Origin of the sequence: Mesorhizobium sanjuanii (assembly GCF_002529485.1) — a bacterium.
Classification (GTDB): Bacteria; Pseudomonadota; Alphaproteobacteria; order Rhizobiales; family Rhizobiaceae; genus Mesorhizobium; species Mesorhizobium sanjuanii.
This window is the reverse complement of record NZ_NWQG01000124.1, coordinates 1-18,089: the sequence shown is the minus strand read 5'-3', so window position 1 is coordinate 18,089 and position 18,089 is coordinate 1. Positions and strand designations below refer to the sequence as shown.

Annotated in this window: 16 protein-coding genes and 1 tRNA gene; 9 read left to right on the top strand and 8 right to left on the bottom strand. The window is 64.3% G+C overall.

Annotated features, from left to right (window positions below; translation table 11 throughout):
• Positions 1-75: 75 nt before the first annotated feature.
• Positions 76-834, bottom strand: a complete 759-nt coding sequence (locus CN311_RS19370; protein WP_097575341.1) for an SDR family NAD(P)-dependent oxidoreductase — start codon at positions 832-834, stop codon at positions 76-78.
• 240 nt (positions 835-1,074) lie between these two features.
• Between CN311_RS19370 and CN311_RS19365 the strand changes: the two genes are divergently transcribed.
• The 5 genes from CN311_RS19365 (at position 1,075) to CN311_RS32290 (ending at position 4,325) form a co-directional block, all read left to right on the top strand.
• Positions 1,075-1,458, top strand: a complete 384-nt coding sequence (locus tag CN311_RS19365; protein WP_208866535.1) for a RidA family protein — start codon at positions 1,075-1,077, stop codon at positions 1,456-1,458.
• Between the two features lie 49 nt (positions 1,459-1,507).
• Entirely contained in the window at positions 1,508-3,001 is a 1,494-nt protein-coding gene (locus CN311_RS19360) for a M81 family metallopeptidase (RefSeq protein WP_097575340.1), read from the top strand.
• A gap of 127 nt (positions 3,002-3,128) precedes the next feature.
• Complete coding sequence (locus CN311_RS19355) at positions 3,129-3,512, top strand: VOC family protein (protein ID WP_097575339.1); 384 nt, start codon at positions 3,129-3,131, stop codon at positions 3,510-3,512.
• Positions 3,513-3,717: 205 nt separating this feature from the next.
• On the top strand, positions 3,718-4,008 hold the full coding sequence (locus tag CN311_RS19345; RefSeq protein WP_097575338.1) for a ribbon-helix-helix domain-containing protein: 291 nt from the start codon (positions 3,718-3,720) through the stop codon (positions 4,006-4,008).
• Positions 4,009-4,115: 107 nt separating this feature from the next.
• Positions 4,116-4,325 (top strand): type II toxin-antitoxin system RelE/ParE family toxin, encoded by a 210-nt coding sequence (locus tag CN311_RS32290; RefSeq protein WP_133117219.1) that lies wholly within the window; start codon positions 4,116-4,118, stop codon positions 4,323-4,325.
• A gap of 31 nt (positions 4,326-4,356) precedes the next feature.
• Here CN311_RS32290 and CN311_RS19340 read toward each other — a convergent pair whose 3' ends face one another.
• The 4 genes from CN311_RS19340 to CN311_RS19320 form a co-directional block, all read right to left on the bottom strand.
• The gene (locus CN311_RS19340; protein WP_097575337.1) at positions 4,357-6,156 is read right to left on the bottom strand and encodes an NAD(P)/FAD-dependent oxidoreductase; all 1,800 of its coding nucleotides are present in this window, start codon (positions 6,154-6,156) and stop codon (positions 4,357-4,359) included.
• A gap of 161 nt (positions 6,157-6,317) precedes the next feature.
• Entirely contained in the window at positions 6,318-7,268 is a 951-nt protein-coding gene (locus CN311_RS19335; RefSeq protein WP_097575336.1) for a MurR/RpiR family transcriptional regulator, read from the bottom strand.
• Between the two features lie 469 nt (positions 7,269-7,737).
• Entirely contained in the window at positions 7,738-8,622 is an 885-nt protein-coding gene (locus tag CN311_RS19330) for a hypothetical protein (RefSeq protein WP_245440879.1), read from the bottom strand.
• A gap of 467 nt (positions 8,623-9,089) precedes the next feature.
• Positions 9,090-9,164, bottom strand: a tRNA-Gly gene (locus CN311_RS19320).
• A 220-nt stretch (positions 9,165-9,384) separates the two neighbouring features.
• On the opposite strand from CN311_RS19320, the gene CN311_RS19315 reads away from it, so the two are divergent.
• The 4 genes from CN311_RS19315 to CN311_RS19300 all read left to right on the top strand — a co-directional run bounded on the left by CN311_RS19315 (position 9,385) and on the right by CN311_RS19300 (position 12,379).
• A complete protein-coding gene (locus CN311_RS19315; RefSeq protein ID WP_097575333.1) occupies positions 9,385-9,882 on the top strand; it encodes a prolyl-tRNA synthetase associated domain-containing protein in 498 nt (165 codons plus the stop codon).
• Between the two features lie 105 nt (positions 9,883-9,987).
• Positions 9,988-10,980: a thioredoxin gene (gene trxA, locus CN311_RS19310; RefSeq protein WP_097575332.1), complete on the top strand. Its 993-nt coding sequence runs from the start codon at positions 9,988-9,990 to the stop codon at positions 10,978-10,980.
• 238 nt (positions 10,981-11,218) lie between these two features.
• Positions 11,219-11,890: an LON peptidase substrate-binding domain-containing protein gene (locus CN311_RS19305; RefSeq protein WP_097575331.1), complete on the top strand. Its 672-nt coding sequence runs from the start codon at positions 11,219-11,221 to the stop codon at positions 11,888-11,890.
• Positions 11,891-12,130: 240 nt separating this feature from the next.
• Entirely contained in the window at positions 12,131-12,379 is a 249-nt protein-coding gene (locus tag CN311_RS19300; protein ID WP_097575330.1) for a Trm112 family protein, read from the top strand.
• A gap of 227 nt (positions 12,380-12,606) precedes the next feature.
• Here CN311_RS19300 and CN311_RS19295 read toward each other — a convergent pair whose 3' ends face one another.
• The 3 genes from CN311_RS19295 to CN311_RS33485 all read right to left on the bottom strand — a co-directional run.
• On the bottom strand, positions 12,607-15,885 hold the full coding sequence (locus tag CN311_RS19295) for an error-prone DNA polymerase (protein ID WP_097575329.1): 3,279 nt from the start codon (positions 15,883-15,885) through the stop codon (positions 12,607-12,609).
• Positions 15,882-17,351 (bottom strand): DUF6504 family protein, encoded by a 1,470-nt coding sequence (locus tag CN311_RS19290; protein ID WP_097575328.1) that lies wholly within the window; start codon positions 17,349-17,351, stop codon positions 15,882-15,884. The genes CN311_RS19295 and CN311_RS19290 overlap by 4 nt, the downstream gene beginning before the upstream one ends.
• Positions 17,293-18,089 (bottom strand): ImuA family protein (locus CN311_RS33485; RefSeq protein WP_097575327.1); only part of this gene is annotated, 797 nt, incomplete at its 5' end. The genes CN311_RS19290 and CN311_RS33485, both read right to left, overlap by 59 nt.

The following is an 18,089-nucleotide window of genomic DNA, read 5'->3' as shown; positions in this document are numbered from 1 at the left end:
CCAAAGGATTCTGCACCCTTTGGTTGGCGAAGACCTACTGCGCGGCGTTCTTCAGCCCGGTGGTCTATGCTCTCCTCAACCGCCGATCTGGTCGAGAAACGGCAGATTGCCGGCCATCAGGCCGGCGTCGACATTCAAGGTGGTGCCGGTGATGCCGCTGGCGATGGGCGATGCCAGGAAGACGGCGGCGCGGGCGACCTCGACCGGCTCGACCAGCCTGCCGAGCGGATAGAGCTTGCCGACGGCGGCGAGGATCTCCGGCTTCTGGGCCAGGCGATGTTCCCAGGCGCCGGTGCGGATCGAGCCGGGAATGACGGCGTTGGCGCGGATGCCGTTGCGGCCTTCCTCGGTGGCAATGGCGCGCATCCAGGCGTTGAGCGCCGCCTTGGCCGCGGCATAGGCCGGGTTGCCGAAATGCGCCTGCGCGTTGACCGAGGAGATAAAGACGAAGGCGGCGCCCTGCTTCTGGTTGCGCATGGCGGGCAGCAGGGCCTGCGACAGGAGTGCTGCGCTGCGGAAATTCAGGTCCATCTCATGGTCGAGCGCGGCGAGCGAAACGTCGGCCAGTGTTTCCGCCCGCGTCCAGCCGGCGTTGGAGATGACGGCGGCCGGAGTATTGCCTTTGACCACGCGGTTGGCAAAGGCTGCGACGGCATCGTCGTCGAGCAGGTCGAAATAATGCGTTTCGGCAATTGCCGTCGCGCCCAGGTCGGTGCCTTCGCGATCGCAGGCGATCACCCTCGCCCCACAGGCCGACAGGACTTCGACCAGGGCGCTGCCGACGCCGCCGCCGGCGCCCGTCACGACCACGCCGCGGCCACCGAAATCGATCATATGACTCCTCGCTTGTCTTTCACCCGATCCTCCCCTGCCGGATCGCCTGGCGCAACCAGCTGGTGGAGTGCTTGATGAACGGTTGGCGTGCAGGATGCTGACGCCGCTGTAATAAAGCAACATAAATTCCAAAGAATGTTGCTTTCCTACAAAGCCTGTTTGAGAATCGTCTGGACAGGCGTAAACCGTCGCCGAGGAAACCGGCAAATGGCGCTATCGGAAGATCGCGCTGTGTCGCGCATGAACAGGAGGCTTTTCTTGCCCAAGCAATGTTTTGGAACATCCCATGTGCCGCTGTCGCCGGCGGTGCGGGCCGGCGAGTTCGTCTATGTCTCCGGCCAGGTGCCGGTCGGCAGCGACGGCGCGGTGGTCAAGGGCGGCATCGTCGAGCAGACCGAGCAGGTGCTTTCGAATGTGAAGGCGGCGCTGGCACTGGCCGGCTGCGTCATGGACGATGTGGTCAAGACGACGGTCTGGCTCGAGGACGCGCGCGATTTCGGCGCCTTCAATGCCGTCTACGCCAGGCATTTTCCAAAGGATCCGCCGGCCCGCACCACGGTGGAGTCGCGGCTGATGATCGACATCAAGATCGAGGTCGAGGCGGTCGCCTACCGGCCGCTCTGATCGGCGCCGACATAGACAACCGACAGAGACAGAAACGGGAACAGCCGCCATGCGCGTCTTCACGGCCTCGCTCGCCACCGAGACGAACACCTTCTCGCCGGTCTCGACCGACCGCTCGTCCTTCGAGACGGCATTCTACGCACCGCCGGGAAAGCATCCGGAAACGCCGACGCTGTGCTCCGCGCCGATCCCCGTGCTGCGCCGGCGGGCCAGGGAAGAAGGCTTCACCCTGATCGAGGGCACCGCGACCTGGGCCGAACCCGGCGGCTATGTCCGGCTGGACGTCTATGAGGCGCTGCGCGACGAGATCCTCGACCAGTTGCGCGCGGCGCTGCCGGTGGATTGCGTGGTGCTCGGCCTGCATGGCGCGATGATCGCGCGCGGGCTGGACGATTGCGAAGGCGACCTGCTGGCCCGGGTGCGCGAGATCGTCGGCCCCAAGGTGATCATCGCCGCCGAACTCGATCCGCACAGCCATCTGACAAAAAAGCGCGTCGCGGCGGCCGACATATTGGCGGCGTTCCTCGAATTTCCGCACACCGATTTCGTCGAGCGCGCCGAGCATGTCGTCGAGCTGGCGCTGGCAGCAGCGCGCGGCAAGATCCGGCCGGTCATCTCGACCTTCGACTGCCGGATGATCGACGTGTTCCCGACCAGCCGCGAGCCGATGCGCTCCTTCGTCGACCGGATCAAGACGCTGCAGGGCAAGGACGGCATCCTGTCGGTGTCGCTGATCCACGGGTTTCTGGCCGGCGACACCGCCGAGACCGGCACGCAGATACTGGTCGTCAGCGACAATGACCGCACTGCCGGCGATGCGCTGGCCGAGCGGCTTGGCCGGGAGGTTTTCGCCATGCGCGGCTCGACGGCGATGCTCAGCGTGACGGTCGGCGAGGCGATCGAGCGGGTCAGGACGGGCGGCCATGGCGACAAGCCGTTCGTGCTCGCCGACATGTGGGACAATCCCGGCGGCGGCACCGCCGGCGACAACACCGTACTGCTGCATGCGCTGGTCGACAGCGGCATCAAAAGCGCCGGCGTGGCGACCATCTGGGATCCGCAGGCCGTCGCGCGAGCGCAAGGCGCGGGCGAAGGCACGGTGCTCGGCATCCGCATCGGCGGCAAGACGAGCATTGCCAGCGGCATGCCCTTCGACGGCACGTTCGAAGTCCGCCGCCTGGCGCCCGACGCCTGGCAGTCGTTCGGGTCGAGCCTGGTGCCGCTCGGCCCCTCGGCGGTGCTGCGCCTGGCGGGCACGGAGATCGATATCGTCATCAACACCAACCGCACGCAGACTTTCGAACCCGACATCTTCTCCAATCTCGGCATCGACCCCAAGGGCAAGCAGGTGCTGCTCATCAAATCCACCAACCATTTCCATGCCGGCTTCGTGCCCGTCGCGCGCGAGATCATCTATGTCGCGGTCGAAGGCTGCTATCCCAACAACCCCGTCACCACGCTCTACCGCAAGCTCAAGCGCCCGATCTGGCCGATCGTGGCAGACCCTTTTGGGACCGGCGGGGTTGGCGAGACCATGGCCTGAAATCGCGGGATCATCGTTTGACCTTCGCGGTTTCTGCCGATCCCGCTGGATGATGTGGATCAATGCCGGAGGCGATCATCACGATAGGATTCCAGAATGAGTGGAACCGCGGATTGAAGGAGCCGGAATGATCGAATTGCTCGGGATCGACAATGTGATGTTTCATGTTGGAGATATCGAAATCGCTATCCCTTTCTATGAGAGATGCGGTTTCGTCCTGAAGTTCCGGGTCGATGAAAAGCAAATGGCCCTGTTCGACATCGGTTCCGAGGGACCCGGTCTCGTGATCCGGACGGACGAAGGCTCACCGGCGGGCCGGCTATGGGTCGAAGTGCGAAATGCCGATGACGTGCGTCAGACGCTTCTTGAAAGCGGAACAAGATCATCGCGCATTGAAACGGCCACCGGCATCACCTGCGAGATCGTCGATCCCTTTGGCAATCGCATCGGTTTCGCCGACTACAGCAAGAGGCCCGAACTGGGGCGTCGCCGGTTGCCGAGCAAAGGCTGATCTCGGACGGCATCGTCATCGGCGACGCCTGGTGGCCGAACGAGGCGGCAGACGATCCCGGCGATGCTTCGAGGCGCATGCCAGGCATAGCCATGTCGAGTTTGCGGCCGCATTTTGGACACAACCATCCGGGGGTCAAGTTTGCCGCAAAAGTGTATGATTAAGTCACACTCCATGCTATCAGGGAGTTAACGCGGAGACGACGATGCGAACCACTCAGCCCCTGACCATCACCCTGCCGCTCGACATGGCGCAGATGGTGAAAGACAAGGTCTCATCAGGCGAATATGCCACCGAAAGCGAGGTCATCCGCGATGGCCTGCGGACCCTGGCCGCCCGTGACGCCGCCGTCGAGCGCTGGCTGCGTGAGGAGGTGGTCCCGACCCTCGCGGATGCGCGCGCACATCCCGAACGTCTGTTGACGGCGGACCAGCTGCGCAAGAATCTATCCAGCCAAATTGACGTCATCACCGCCCAGCCTCGCTCCGGGGCATGAGCTATCAGCCGGCGCATGAAGTATCAGGTCAGGTTTCACACCGCAGCCGAACGGGATATTGCCGAGCTGCTGGCTGAACTTGCGCCCAAGGCGGTGCCGAAACCGCGTTGCGATTTGTCAGCCGGATCATCGAATACTGTCTTGGCTTCGAAACCTTCCCCGAGCGCGGCATGCGCCACGACGATATCGCCCCCGGACTGCGTACGGTAGGCTGGCGGCGGCGGGCTACGATCGCATTCGAGGTGACCGGGACCACGGTCGTCGTCTTGCGTATTCTCTACGCGGGACGCATGCTTGAACTGCCTGACGAAGAGTAGCATCCGCGCCGACAGGCGGATGCCGCCTGCTCTAAGGGCGATTGCCCTGCGAGTTGCTGGGTTCTCCATAGACCGGCGTCGCAATCCCCTCCATCCGCGCCTTGATCTGCAGCGCCACATATTTCGAATAGAAGCGCGACAGCGCCAGATTGCCGCCGTGGAACCACAGCGCTTCCTGTGCGGTCGGCTTCCACATGTTGCGCAGCTCGCCTTGCCACGGGCCGGGGTCGCCCTTGACGCCGGAGCCGAGGCCCCAGCATGGGCCGACCTTGTCGGCGACCTCGCGCGAGACGATTTGCGCCACGGTCTCGTTCATCGACTGGTAGCCGGTGCAGGCGACGATGGCGTCGGCCGCGAGTTCGGTGCCGTCGTCGAAGAGGATGCCGGTCGGCGTCAGCGCCTTGATGCCGACGCCGCTGCGCAGGCCGATCTGGCCGTCGATGATCAGGTCGCTGGCACCGACATCGATGTAGTAGCCCGAACCGGTGCGGTAGGCCTTCATCAGCAGCCCGGTCTCGTCGTCGCCGAAGTCGATGGCGAAGCCGGACGCGCGCAGACGATCGTAGAAGGCCGCGTCGCGCGCCTTGATGACATCGTAGAACGCCCGCTGGCCGTGGGGCACCAGCGCGAACGGTGTCGAGGCGACGATCATGTCGGCCTTCTCGGTGGTGATGCCGCGCTCCAGCGCCTTTTCCGAAAAGATATCGAAGCCGACCTCCATCAGCGTGTCCGACTTGACCACCGTGGTCGGCGAACGCTGGATCATGGTCACCTCGGCGCCGCTCTCCCAGAGGTCGACGCAGACATCATGCCCCGAGCTTGCCGCGCCGATGACCGCGACGCGTTTGCCGCGGAACTTCTCGCCGCTGGCATATTGGCTGGAATGCAGCAGTTCGCCCCGGAAAGCGCCGGTTCCGGCCAAGTCGATCCGCCTCGGCGGGCCGTAGGCGCCGGTGGCGAAGACGATGTGCTTCGGCTTCAGCGTGATGCGCCGGCCGGCGCGATCGACCTCGACCGTCCAGACTTTCTCGGCCTCGTCATAGCTGGCGCTGACGCACTTTGTGGCGACCCAGTAATTGAGTTCCATGACGCGCGTGTACATTTCCAGCCAGTCGCCCATCTTGTCCTTGGGCGTGAACACCGGCCAGTTCTCAGGAAACGGAATGTAGGGCAGATGGTCGTACCAGACCGGGTCATGCAGCACGAGCGTACGGTAGCGGTTGCGCCAGGAATCGCCGGGCCGTGCGTTCTTCTCGATGACGATGGTCGGCACGCCGAGTTGACGGAGCCGCGCGCCCAGCATGATGCCGCCCTGGCCGCCGCCGATGACCAGGCAATAGGGCTGCTCGCCGGCGCCGAGGTCGCGGGTCTCGCGCGTCCTCGCCTCGGCCCAGGTCTCGCGTTCCGGATCGGCCTTGTGGCGGACACCGAGCGGCCGCGCCGGGCCCTTCCGCTCCTCGAACCCCTTGAGGTCGGTCATCGCCGTGAACAGCGTGCGGCAGCGTCCGTCGTTGAGGCGCATGATGCCCTGGCCCAAGGCCGACGCCGTCTCGAAGGTGAACCAGGCTTCTATCGTGCCTTCGTCCGCGCTGGCCTCGCCGCTGAGCTGCCAGGCGGTCGGCTTGGTCGTTGCCAGTGTGGCATCGAGCATCTCGCGGATCGCGGTGCGGCCTTCCATGGTCTTGATGTTCCAGGTGAAGGTCAGGAGGTCGCGCCAGTAGCAGTCGTCGGCGAACAGGTGAGTCACTGCCGCCGTATCGCCCGCCTCGAGCGCCTGGGCAAAGGAGGAAAGCCAGGTGGCCGCCTGTTTCGATGGTGCGATCTCGAGCATCTGTCGTTCTTTTCCTCTTCAAGTCGGCGTCGCCCCCTCACCCAGCCTCCGCTTCGCTCGGCTGACCTTTCCCCGAGGGAGAGGAGACTGTCGACGTCGGCACACTCTCTTCTCCCCCAACGGGGAGAAGGTGGCCGCGAAGCGGCCGGATGAGGGGGCCTTCAATCCCCGAGCGGCTCCATCTCCTTGCCTGTCCTGTGGATCTGGGCGTTGTATTTGATGCGGCGAACGGTTTCGCGGGCCGAGCCGTCGAGCTTGTAGGCGCAAGCCACCGCCATCAGATCGATCACGGCCAGGAAGGCGAAGCGCGACGCCGTTGGCTTGAGCGTGTCGGGATATTCAGGCACCGCCACCGTCAGCCTGACGTCGCAGGCACGCGCGAGGTCGGTGTCGGGCGCGGTCACGCCGATCGCGTTGGCGCGGTAGTGCCTGGCGAGTTCCACCGCTTCGATCACCTCTCGTGTGCGTCCTGTCGCCGAGATGGCGATCACCAGATCGCCGGGCTTCAGGGTCGAGGCGGTCATGCGCATCAGATAGGGGTCGCATTGGGCGCTGACGGTGATGCCGTAGCGGAACAGCCGGTACTGGGTTTCCTGCGCCAGCGCCGACGAGGAACCGCCGAGGCCGAACACGGTGACCTGGCGCGCCTTGGCGATGAGCTCGGCAGCCTTGACGAGCTGCGCCGGATCGAGCTGCCGCTCGGCCTCCTGCAGCGCCTGGCGCGCCTCGCCGAACACCGCATTCCAGAACGGCATGCCATTGTCGGCGCTCGCGGGCGCAGGCTTGCTCAGATAGAGCGCGCCGACGACGAGGCTCTGCGCCAGCTTCAGCTTGAAGTCGCGCACGCCGTCACAGCCAATGGCGCGGCAGAAGCGGGTCACGGTCGGTTCGCTGACGCCGGCGCGCCGGGCAAGCGCGGCGTTGGAAGCATCGACCGCGTATCGGACGTCGTCGAGCACGACATCGGCAACGCGCCGCTCCGCCGGGCGCAGCTCGGCGTAGGAATCCTTGATCAGCGAGATGATGTCGGGGATGCGCCTGACATGATCGTGTCCAGCGGCGTCGCGGCCGCCGGGATCGTCGTCGGAGGTCCGCCCGTCAGCTTCGGTCATTGAGCCTTCCCCTCGTGGGGCCGGAGTCTCTACCATGTCTGCATGCCGTCATCAGCTGTGCAATGGGGGTGCGAATGCTGCGCTTGTCTCGTGTTGCCCGCATGGCCTCGCCGGCCGAACGCCAAGTCCACTTTTCAGGAGTATGTAGGAAAGCAACATTCTTTTCAAGCAGCAGGAAAATATAACAAAAACAATATATTGCCACTCAAGACACAAACTGTAATGTTGCGCGTCGCCCTTCGCTTGACAGCAAAGTAGGATAGTTACAGAGGGATTCTCGCGCGATGACCCAGGGGCTCATCGCGCAATCTACGAGGGGCGCATGAACGCGGGCAGTGCAACCACCCCGAAGCCTGAAGCGGAGTTATCTGGCGGCACCAAGTCGCTGCTCGGTTGGTGAATCGTCCCAATTGCGGGCCTCGGCATGCAGCCGCAAATCGGCGCCGCCTGATTGACGTTGCGCCTTCGTTCAGGGACCGAATATCACAAGCTCGGTGAACGTCAGATCTCCAGGCGAGGGTGGTCTTGGCCCCTTGAAGTATTTCAGCCCCCTGTTGGGACGGTACCACCCGAACAGACCTGCAATCGGCTCCTTGGCGTCGACGACGCAAAGCAGGCTTCCGCTTCGCAAGAGAAAGCGCCCCATGGCACCGGCGTTCCGGCTCAAATCCGCGAGGGAGCGGCAATAGATGATCTGATAGCATGGGAGGAGACCGCGCAATATCCGGCGCGGCATCAACACCAAGGGAAACGCTGCTCCGTCGCAAATGCAAATCAATGACAGACAGCCCAGCGCGGAATGTTCAGTGAGTATGTATCTCTCACTGTCGGGCAGCATCGCCATTTCGGCAAGGTCGGGACGGACTTCGAGCACGCGACATGACCGCGGCACCGAATTCAAAGCCGGCAAGAAGGCAAATTGTCCGCTGGAAAAGAGGCGAAAGCCGAGCGCCCGGTTGGCCTTCAATGTCGCCGGCGCCGGCGAAATGTTCGTGTAGGTCACATCCCTTCGCTTGAGAACCGTCGCAACCAACATGGCGCCATAGGAACGGAATTCGGCATCGACGGACCAGCTTGAAAGGTTGCAGCGGATTTCATCGCCTTCCTGCCCCTGATAACGGGTATAAAGGGTCAGCACGACGCCGACGATCCTGCCAGCCTTCTCCAAAGCAAAGCCGTATTTTTCGAATTCGGCGACGGCAGGCCGCTGCGACAAACGAGTCAGCGCCTGTATCCAGTAACTCCGATCACGCTCCGGAAAGCCCCTGCACAGGCAGTCGACCACTCCTTCCCAATCAGCTTCGCGAATTGGCCGACAGCGAAGATCGGAAGGGAGAGCGCCAAGTACGGCCAAAAAACCAACTCCAGAATGCGACAAAGCCAAAAGATATTGTTGGTGAACAACGATTAATAATCCATGCCGCATTTAGACACGATTTGCCGCACTGGGGCGGCCTGCCGCTCCAGATGGACGACCTGGCGGACGGACCCCGGTTGGCGTATCAAGTCATTGTTTTCATGCCTGTCGCTGTCCCAAAACCACTGCGGGGCGACGTGCAAAAAGCACCGCCGGCCGGAGCCGGCGGTGCTCCCTGGACAGTCATATAGGGGCAGGACAGTCCAATGATCCCAAGGGATCGGTTTCAATGTCGGATCTTCCCTGGCCAGGGACATCGGCCGAACGGATGAATGATCGGAATATCGGATTTTCGGCAAGGACGCGCGGCGCGGCAGCGCTCGATCTGTGGCGCCCGCTGAAAACGAAAAAGGCCGGAAGGGGATCCGGCCTGTTCGCATCTGCTTGATTCCCCTGGAGGAAACTGGAGCGGGTGAAGCGATTCGAACGCTCGACCCCAACCTTGGCAAGGTTGTGCTCTACCCCTGAGCTACACCCGCTCGCGCGGCTTTTGGGCCGCAAGCCGCGCCTATATGGCTGAAGAGCGCGGCGATTGCAACAGGGAAATCGCAGGCTTTTTCGGCGGCGCCCGGCGGCGCAAACAGGGGCCCTCGCAACGGTGGCGGCTAACGGAATCATGTCTCCTGGTGCAACGGTCTTGTCTCGGCGGCGTCATTGGCCGTAAACGGCTTGACCGGAATCGTGTCGACAGGATGCCTGATGCCGAAAACCGAAGCAGAGCTTTTCGCCTTTCTCGCCGATCTCGGCATTGACGTCTCAACGCGGCGCCATCCGCCGCTGTTCACGGTCGCCGATTCCCAGGCGCTGCGCGGCGAAATCGCCGGCGGGCATACGAAGAACCTGTTCCTCAAGGACAAGAAAGACAATTTCTTCCTGGTCAGCGTCGACGAGGAGGCGGAGGTCGACCTGAAGCAGATCCACCATGTGATCGGCGCCACCGGCCGCGTCTCCTTCGGCAGGCCGGAGATGCTGATGGAACTGCTTGGAGTCGTTCCGGGCGCGGTCACGGTTTTCGGCCTGATCAACGATACGAAGCTGCGGGTCAAGGTCGTTCTCGACCAGGCGTTGATGAGCCATGCCGTGATCAACGCCCATCCGCTGACCAATGAGGCAACGACGTCGATTGCCGCCGCCGATCTCGTCAGATTCGTCGAGGCAACCGGGCACGATGCTGCTATCTTGAAAGTCTCGGCATAAGCGCCACATGGAGGGCGGAAAAGCCGGGATGGCTGAAAGACCGAATTCTGGAGACAAGACGTTGCGCCAGGCCGAAACCGGCGGCGCGACCGAAAGGGCGATGAGATGAGCGATAACAATCCATTTGGCGGCCAATTCGGCAGCAATGGCGGCCAGTACGCCACATCGGTGCAGTATGGCGGCACCGAGGCGGGGCCCGCGAAGGTCGCGCTTGGCGAGGCGCCGGCCGATGTCATCAAGGACACCACGACCGCTACATTCGCCGCCGACGTCATCCAGGAATCGCGCCGTCAGCCGGTGCTGGTCGATTTCTGGGCGCCGTGGTGCGGACCCTGCAAGCAATTGACGCCGCTCCTGGAAAAGGCGGTGAAGGCCGCCGGCGGCAAGGTCAAGCTGGTCAAGATGAATATCGACGATCATCCCTCGATCGCCGGTCAGCTCGGCATCCAGTCGATCCCGGCGGTCATCGCCTTCAAGGACGGCCAGCCGGTCGACGGCTTCATGGGCGCCATTCCCGAGAGCCAGATCACCCAATTCATCGACAAGGTCGGCGGCAAGAATGGCGGTGCGCCGCAGGTTGCCGAGGCGCTTGCGGCGGCGACGGAGGCGCGCGAGGCGGGCGATGCGCAGACAGCCGCCGACATCTATGACGCGATCCTGGAGCAGGCGCCGGAAACGATCGAGGCGATCGCCGGGCTGGCCGACCTCCTGTTCGAGGCCGGCGACGCCGAGGGCGCGGAAGCCGTGCTGGCGCGCGCGCCCGAGGCAAAGAAGGATGCGCCGCCGCTCGCCGCGGTGCGCGCCAAGAGGGCGCTTGCCGCGCAGGCTTCAGGGCTCGGCAACCCGGCCGAGTTCGAGCGGCGCCTGGCCGACAATCCAGGCGATCACCAGGCACGGTTCGATCTTGCCATGATCCAGAACGCCCAGGGCGAGCGCATGGCGGCGGCCGACAATCTGCTGGCGATCGTCAAGGCGGACCGTTCGTGGAACGACGACGGTGCCAGGAACCAGTTGCTGCAATTCTTCGAGGCCTGGGGGATGACCGACGAGGCGACGCTGTCGGCACGGCGCAAATTGTCGTCGTTGCTGTTTTCGTAAGCCGGCGCTGTTTTTTACCGTTGGCCTTGCGGCCGGCGATGGCTGCGCCAGATTAGTGCATGGGCCCCAAGAGCAGGCAGCGGTTTTGGACGACATGCACTAAAACAAGGACTTGAAGCGCATCGATCCGTTCAGGACGCGAAGCGCTTCGGGACAGGTCCGATCGACCTGCTGCGTTGGGCACAGGCGGACCGCAGGCATGGTGCGCTTCTCGACATGAAGCGATCGGAGGAACGAGGTGCAAGCGGGAAACGCGCATTACCGGCTGGGTTCGGACCTGCCGTCGACGATCCCGATCTTTCCGCTCGAAGGCGCGCTGCTGCTGCCGGGAGGCCGCATGCCGCTCAACATCTTCGAGCCGCGCTACCTGCAGATGGTGGACGAGGCGATCGCCGGGCCGCGGCTGATCGGCATGATCCAGCCCAGCCTCGACGGGGCTTTGCGTCCCCATGGCGAGCCGGAACTCTGCAACGTCGGCTGCGCCGGGCGCATCATCGCTTTTTCCGAGAGCGGCGACGGCCGCTATCTGATCTCGCTGCAAGGCGTGTGCCGGTTTCGTATCGTGCAGGAACTCTCCGTCAAGACGCCGTTTCGCCAGTGCCGTTTCGCGCCCTTTCTCACCGACCTGGACGAAGACCAGGCGGAGGCCGGGATCGACCGGCCGGCGCTGCTCAGGGCGTTCCGCGCCTATTTGCAGGCCAATGATCTGGAAGCCGACTGGGAAAGCGTCAGCCGCGCGGAAAACGCCATGCTGGTCAACGCGCTGTCGATGATGGCGCCCTATGGGCCGGCCGAGAAACAGGCGCTGCTCGAAGCGCCGGATTTGAAGACGCGCGCCGAAACGCTGATCGCCATCACCGAAATGGCGCTGGCGCGCGAGAATGAGGATTTTGGTTCGAGTTTGCAGTAAAGGTGTATCGATATTCAGGTGATGCCGGCCTGCAAATGGCAGCTTCCTGCGCTTCCGGCCTTCGCCGGCCGAAGCGCTCAGGAGCGGTGGTGGTGGTTAAGGCTACGGCCGGCGTAGGCCGGTGCTCACGTACCCAAACGTACGCTCCGCTCCGGTTCTCGGAATCCACCATTTTCGACTCGGCCTGACCTGAATCTAAACACACCTTAGGCTCTCAGTTGACCGGGAAAGAGGAAGCCGATGGCGGCGGATGGGCGTGACGGCAAGAAGATCGATGTCGATCCCAAGCTGCTGGAATTGCTGGCCTGCCCGCTGACCAAGGGACCGCTGGCCTGGGATCCGGAACGCGGCGAGCTCGTCTCACGGGTGGCAAAGCTTGCCTATCCGGTGCGCGACGGCATCCCGATCATGCTGCCTTCGGAGGCGCGGGCGATCTCGCCCGAGGACGTATTGCCGCCGCCTCCGCCGCGCCTGGGCGGACCGGGCTAGGGTATGTTGATATTCAGGTGAGGCCGGCCTGCGAATGGCGGTCTTCTGCGCTTCCGGCCTTCGCCGGCCGAAGCACTCATGAGCGGCGTGGCAGTTAAGGCTACGGCCGGCGTAGGCCGGTGCTCACGTACCCAAAAGTACGCTGCGCTCCGGTTCTCGAAGCCCACCATTCTCGACTCGGCCTGACCTGAATCTCAACACACCCTCCCCACAACAGCATCGGTCCTCTATTGAAAATTGCGCCCCTTGGGCATGACCCTTTCCGCCTTCCCCGACAGCGTCGCGATATCCCGCCGGTCGTTCTGCACGACAGGTGCGTTCTCCTCCAATAGCGTTGCCAGCCACGGCGTCAGGTCCTCGATCCTTTCGGCGACGATATGGATGACATCGGATTCCGACTGCAATTTGCCGGTGACGCGGACAAACCTTGCCCCCATGACGATGGGCCGGTAGCGAGTGAAGGTGCGCTCCCAGAAAATGACGTTGGCGACCGCCTGCTCGTCCTCCAGCGTCAGGAAGATCGCATTGCCCTTGCCCGGGCGCTGGCGCACGAGCACGAGGCCCGCAACGGAGACCCGCCGGCCATCGCGCACCGAAGGGAGGCGCGCATTGGGCGTCACCCCGATCCGGTCGAGCCGCTCACGCAGGAAGGCGACGGGATGCGCCTTCAGCGACAGGCCGAGCGAACGGTAGTCATGAATCACATGCTCGCCGAGCGGCATTTTCGGCAGCTTCGTCTCGGGCTCGAGATCGCGCAGGCGGATATTCTTCTGGTCGAACAGCGGCAGCATCTCGGCGGCGCTCTTGCCGTCGAGCGCGCGGACCGCCCACAGGGCCGCGCGACGGTCGAGGCCGATCGAGCGGAAGGCGTCCGCCTGCGCCAGTTTCTCGATCTCATCGACGTCGAGGCCCGAGCGCAGCCAGACATCCCTGACGCTCTTGTAACCGGAACCGCGCCTTTGGACAAAAGCCTCCATGCGGTCCTTGGAAAGCCCCTTGATCAGGCGGAAACCCAGCCTCACGGCATGATTGGTTGAGATGACATCACGCATTTCGGCGTGGCGACCGAGAATGCGGCCGGGATCGAAGGGCGATTCCTCCAGGGTACAGTCCCAGCCGGAGAAATTGACGTCAGCCTCGCGGATGTCGACGCCATGATCGCGCGCGTCGCGGACGAGCTGGGCCGGCTGATAGAAGCCCATCGGCTGCGAATTCAGGATCGCGGCGCAGAACACATCCGGGTAGAAGGTCTTGAACCAGCAGGAGGCATAGACCAGCAAAGCGAAGGAAGCGGCATGGCTTTCGGGAAAGCCGTATTCGCCAAACCCTTCGATCTGCTTGAAGCAGCGCTCGGCGAAGTCCTTCTGGTAACCTTTTTTCATCATGCCGTCGATCATGCGCTGGCGATAATTGCCGATGGTGCCGGTGCGCTTGAAAGTGGCCATGGCGCGGCGCAATTCATCGGCTTCGCCCGGCCTGAAGCCGCCGGCGACGATGGCGATCTTCATCGCCTGTTCCTGGAACAGCGGAACACCCAGCGTCTTGCCAAGAATCTCTTTCAGCTCCGGCTTGGGATATTCGGCTTCTTCCTTGCCCTGCCGGCGACGCAGATAGGGATGCACCATGTCGCCCTGGATCGGGCCCGGCCGCACGATCGCCACCTCGATGACGAGGTCGTAGAAGGTGCGCGGCTTCAAGCGCGGCAGCATCGACATCTGGGCGCGGGATTCGATCTGGAAGACACCGAGCGTGTCGGCGCGGCAGATCATCTTATAGACCTGCTTATCCTCCGGCGGCAGGGTGGCCAGCACATAGGGTTGGCCATACGGGTCTCGCGCATCCGGATAACGATCCGTAAGCAAGGTGAAGGCGCGCTTCAGGCAGGTCAGCATGCCGAGCGCCAGCACGTCGACCTTGAGGATCTTCACCGCGTCGAGATCGTCCTTGTCCCACTCGACCATCTTGCGCTCGTCCATCGCCGTCTTGACGATGGGCACGATCTCGTCGAGCCGGTCCCTGGTGATGACGAAGCCGCCGACATGCTGGGACAGATGCCTGGGAAAGCCCATGATCTCGTTGGCGCGTTCGATCACCTGCCTTGCCAGCGGGTCGGTGCGGTCGATGCCGCCGGCGTGGGCCTCCTTCTCGCCGAGCTCCGAGGTTGACCAGCCCCAAATCGAGCTGGACAATGCGCTGCGGACATCCTCGGACAGGCCCATCGCCTTGGCCACTTCGCGCAGCGCCGAGCGGCCGCGATAGCTGATGACGGCTGCGGCAAGTGCCGTGCGCTTGGCGCTGTATTTCGTATAGATGTACTGGATCACCTCCTCGCGCCGCTCATGCTCGAAGTCGACATCGATGTCGGGCGGCTCGTTTCTTTCCTCGGAAATGAAACGCTCGAACAGCGTATCGATCCTGTCAGGCCCGACTTCGGTGATGCCGATGCAGAAGCAGACGATCGAATTGGCGGCGGAGCCGCGCCCCTGGCAGAGAATACCCTGGCTGCGGGCGAATTTGACGATGTCGTGGACGGTCAGAAAATAGCGCGCGTAGTTCAGCCGCTCGATCAGAGCGAGCTCTTCCTCGATGCGCTGCGTTACGGAAGCGGGGACGCCCGCCGGATAGCGCGTGGCGGCCCCCTCCCTTGCCAATCGTTCGAGCTCGGCCTGTGGCCCGAGGCCCGATTCCGTCGGCTCGTCGGGGTAATTGTACTGGAGGTCGCTGAGCGAGAAGGTCAGTTCCCCGGCAAAGCGCAGCGTTTCCGCCAGCGCCCGCGGATGGCGGCGGAACAGGCGGGCCATCTCGACCGGCGGCTTCAGATGACGCTCGGCATTGGCGGCCAGCTCCAGCCCGACCTCGCCGACAGGCATATTGAGGCGGATCGCCGTCAGCACGTCCTGCAGCGGCCGCCGCTCGGCGCTGTGATAGAGGATGTCGTTGGTCGCCATCAGCGGCACGCCCGATGCATCGGCCATCGCCGCCGCCTGCTCGATGCGGAAGCGGTCATTGCCGCGATAATCCGGCGCAATGGCAAGCCGCAGGTTCCCACCGAACCGATCCCTGAGCCGGCTAAGCAATGCTAGATCATCGGCGCCCGATGTCAATTCGGGCAGGACGGCCAGCGACAGCAGATCGCCCCATTCGAGAAGGTCGCTTCGCTTTAAAAGCGTCGCGCCTTTCTCGTTTTCGTCGCGCAGATTGGCTTGCGTCAGCATGCGGCAGAGATGACCCCAGCCCTTGCGGCTCTGCGGATAGGCGAGAATATCCGGCGTGCCGTCGCAAAAAACCAGGCGGCAGCCGGGATGGTAAGGCAGCTTCTCGACCCTGGCCTGCTGCCAGGCGCGCACGACGCCGGCCACCGTGTTGCGGTCGGCCAGCCCGATCGAGGAGAAGCCGAGGAACTTGGCCGCGACCACCAGTTCCTCCGGCTTGGAGGCGCCGCGCAGGAAGGAGAAATTCGACTGGATGCCGAATTCGGCATAGGGAACGATGGTCAGCGCGTTCATGCGAAAACCCCATGCATGAACCAGCGCGGCGAAGCCTGCGCGGCGCCGTAAAGGCCCTGGCGGTAGAGCCAGTAGCGGCGGCCGTCGCTGTCCTCGATGCGGAAATAATCGCGGGTCGGCGCATCCTCGCCGCCCTGTCCCCGCCACCATTCCGGCGCGATGCGTTCGGGCCCTTCGGCGCGCGCGACGCGATACAAGGCCCGCCGCCAGCGGAAATTCATCGGCGGTCCCTCAGGCATTTCGGTGGCTGGCACTTCGATCGGCTCGGGCGAGCGGAACAGCCGGATCGGACGTTCTGGCGGATAGATCGTCATGGGCGGATTTCTGACCGGCTTCCTCGGCGGCGAGCTCCTCTCCGGGACTTCCGAGAAAGGGACAGTGGCGACGGCGCGCTCCGGCAGATGGCTCTCGACAGTGACCGGCCGCAGGACGGCGCCCTCGCCGAGGCGGGCGCAGATGCGGTCGGCGAACAGCGCGATATCGGCGTCGCAATCGTCCGTCTCGCCGGTCAGGTCCGCCTGCTGCATGTCGAAGGCAGCCGCCGACAGCACGCAGAGACGCACGAGGTCGAAGCCATAGCCGGCATCGATATCCTGTTCGAGCGCGGCCAGCCTTTCGTGGAACAGTTTCTGGATCAGCAGCGGCTCGCGCAGGGGACGCGAGGTGCCGACAGCGATGCGGCTGACGGCGCCGTCGACGCGAAAAAGCAACAGCGCCAGCCGTCTGGCGCCCTCGCCGCGGCGCTCGAGATCGGCCTTCAGCGTCGTCGCCAGCAGGCTCACCAGCCGCTCTATGTCATCGGTCAGCATGACTGGCTCAGCGAGATGGCGTTCGACCGAAAGCGGCGCCACCGGCAGGCGCGGCGAGACCGCCTCGTCGAGGCGGCCGAGCGCCTGGTCGAGGCGCAAGAGCAGGGTTGCGCCGAAGCGGCGGGCAAGCGGCGCGCGCGGTGCTGCCATCACGGCGCCCGCCGTACGCAGGCCGACGCTTTCCAGGCTGGCGCGGATGTCGGGCTCGATGCGAAGTGCGGCCAGCGGCAGGGGGGAAAGAAGCGCCTCCTCCTCGCCGCCCTGGACGATGTGGTCGCCGGCAAACCGCGCCGCCGCCCAGGCCGCGCCCGGCGTGGCGGCAAGGCCGGCGCGGACATCGAAACCCTGATGGAAAAAGCGCGCCAGTATGTCGTCCAGCATGGCGCGTTCGCCGCCGAACAGATGGGTGCAGCCGGTGACGTCGAGGAACAGGCCGTCGACCCCGTCGATCGCCACCAGCGGGGTGTAGCGGTCGCACCAGTCGGCAAGGCCCTCGAGCAGGCGGCGGTCGGCCTGCGGATCGGCCTCGACGACATCGATCGAGGGATGCATGGCGCGCGCATCGGCAATGCCCATGCCGCGCTTCAGGTGAAGCGCTTCAGCCCGCTCGTCGAGGGCCGATATGCGCTGGGCGTTGCGGTCGCGATGGCTGATCACGAGCGGTGGGTGAGATGGCGGCAGGTGCTCCGACGGCCGCGAACGCCAGGACCGCCCCAGACGCTGGCGCAGGATCCTTTCGGCGGCGAGATGCGGGAACCACAGGGACAGGATTCTTTGCCCGTTGCTCCCCGGCCCTTCTTTCCTCGAAAACATGCTCATCGGGGTTCCACTCCAGTGTGAATTGGCCAGGCAAGGCGGTGCGGCTCTTGCCGATGCCGACGGTGAAGGCGGGCCGGCCGATCGAGCCGGCGAGCGGCCCGGCGACCGTCTCGCGGCTTGCGGAAGACGCCGCCGATACGATGAGCCGGACGGGTGCGGCCGTCGGTTCGGCCTCGCCGGCCTGGCGCAGCAGGAACAGTGGCCGGCCGGCATTCTGCGCCCGGGCATGCAGCCGCCTCGTCGCGGTGAGGTCCAACCGCTGCGGGCTGCCGCGGATTTCGAGGATGACGGCGGCGAGCGCCGTCATCCTTGCGGCCTCCTCGGCGACCCACAGCGCATCGACAAGCCTCGGCGCCTCGGAAAACAGCAATTCTCCGGGTTCAATGCCGAAGGAGGTTTGAAGCCCCCTGGCATAGGGAAAGCCGGCCTCGCGAAAAATCTCCGATGTGCCGATCCACAGGATGGGCAAGCGCGGCTGCTGCTGCTTCAGGATCAGGCTGACAAGCGAAAGGGCAAAGCCGGCGACGGCTCCGGCATCGCGGGTTTCAGCGCCATGGATCTCGCTGAGTGCCGCCT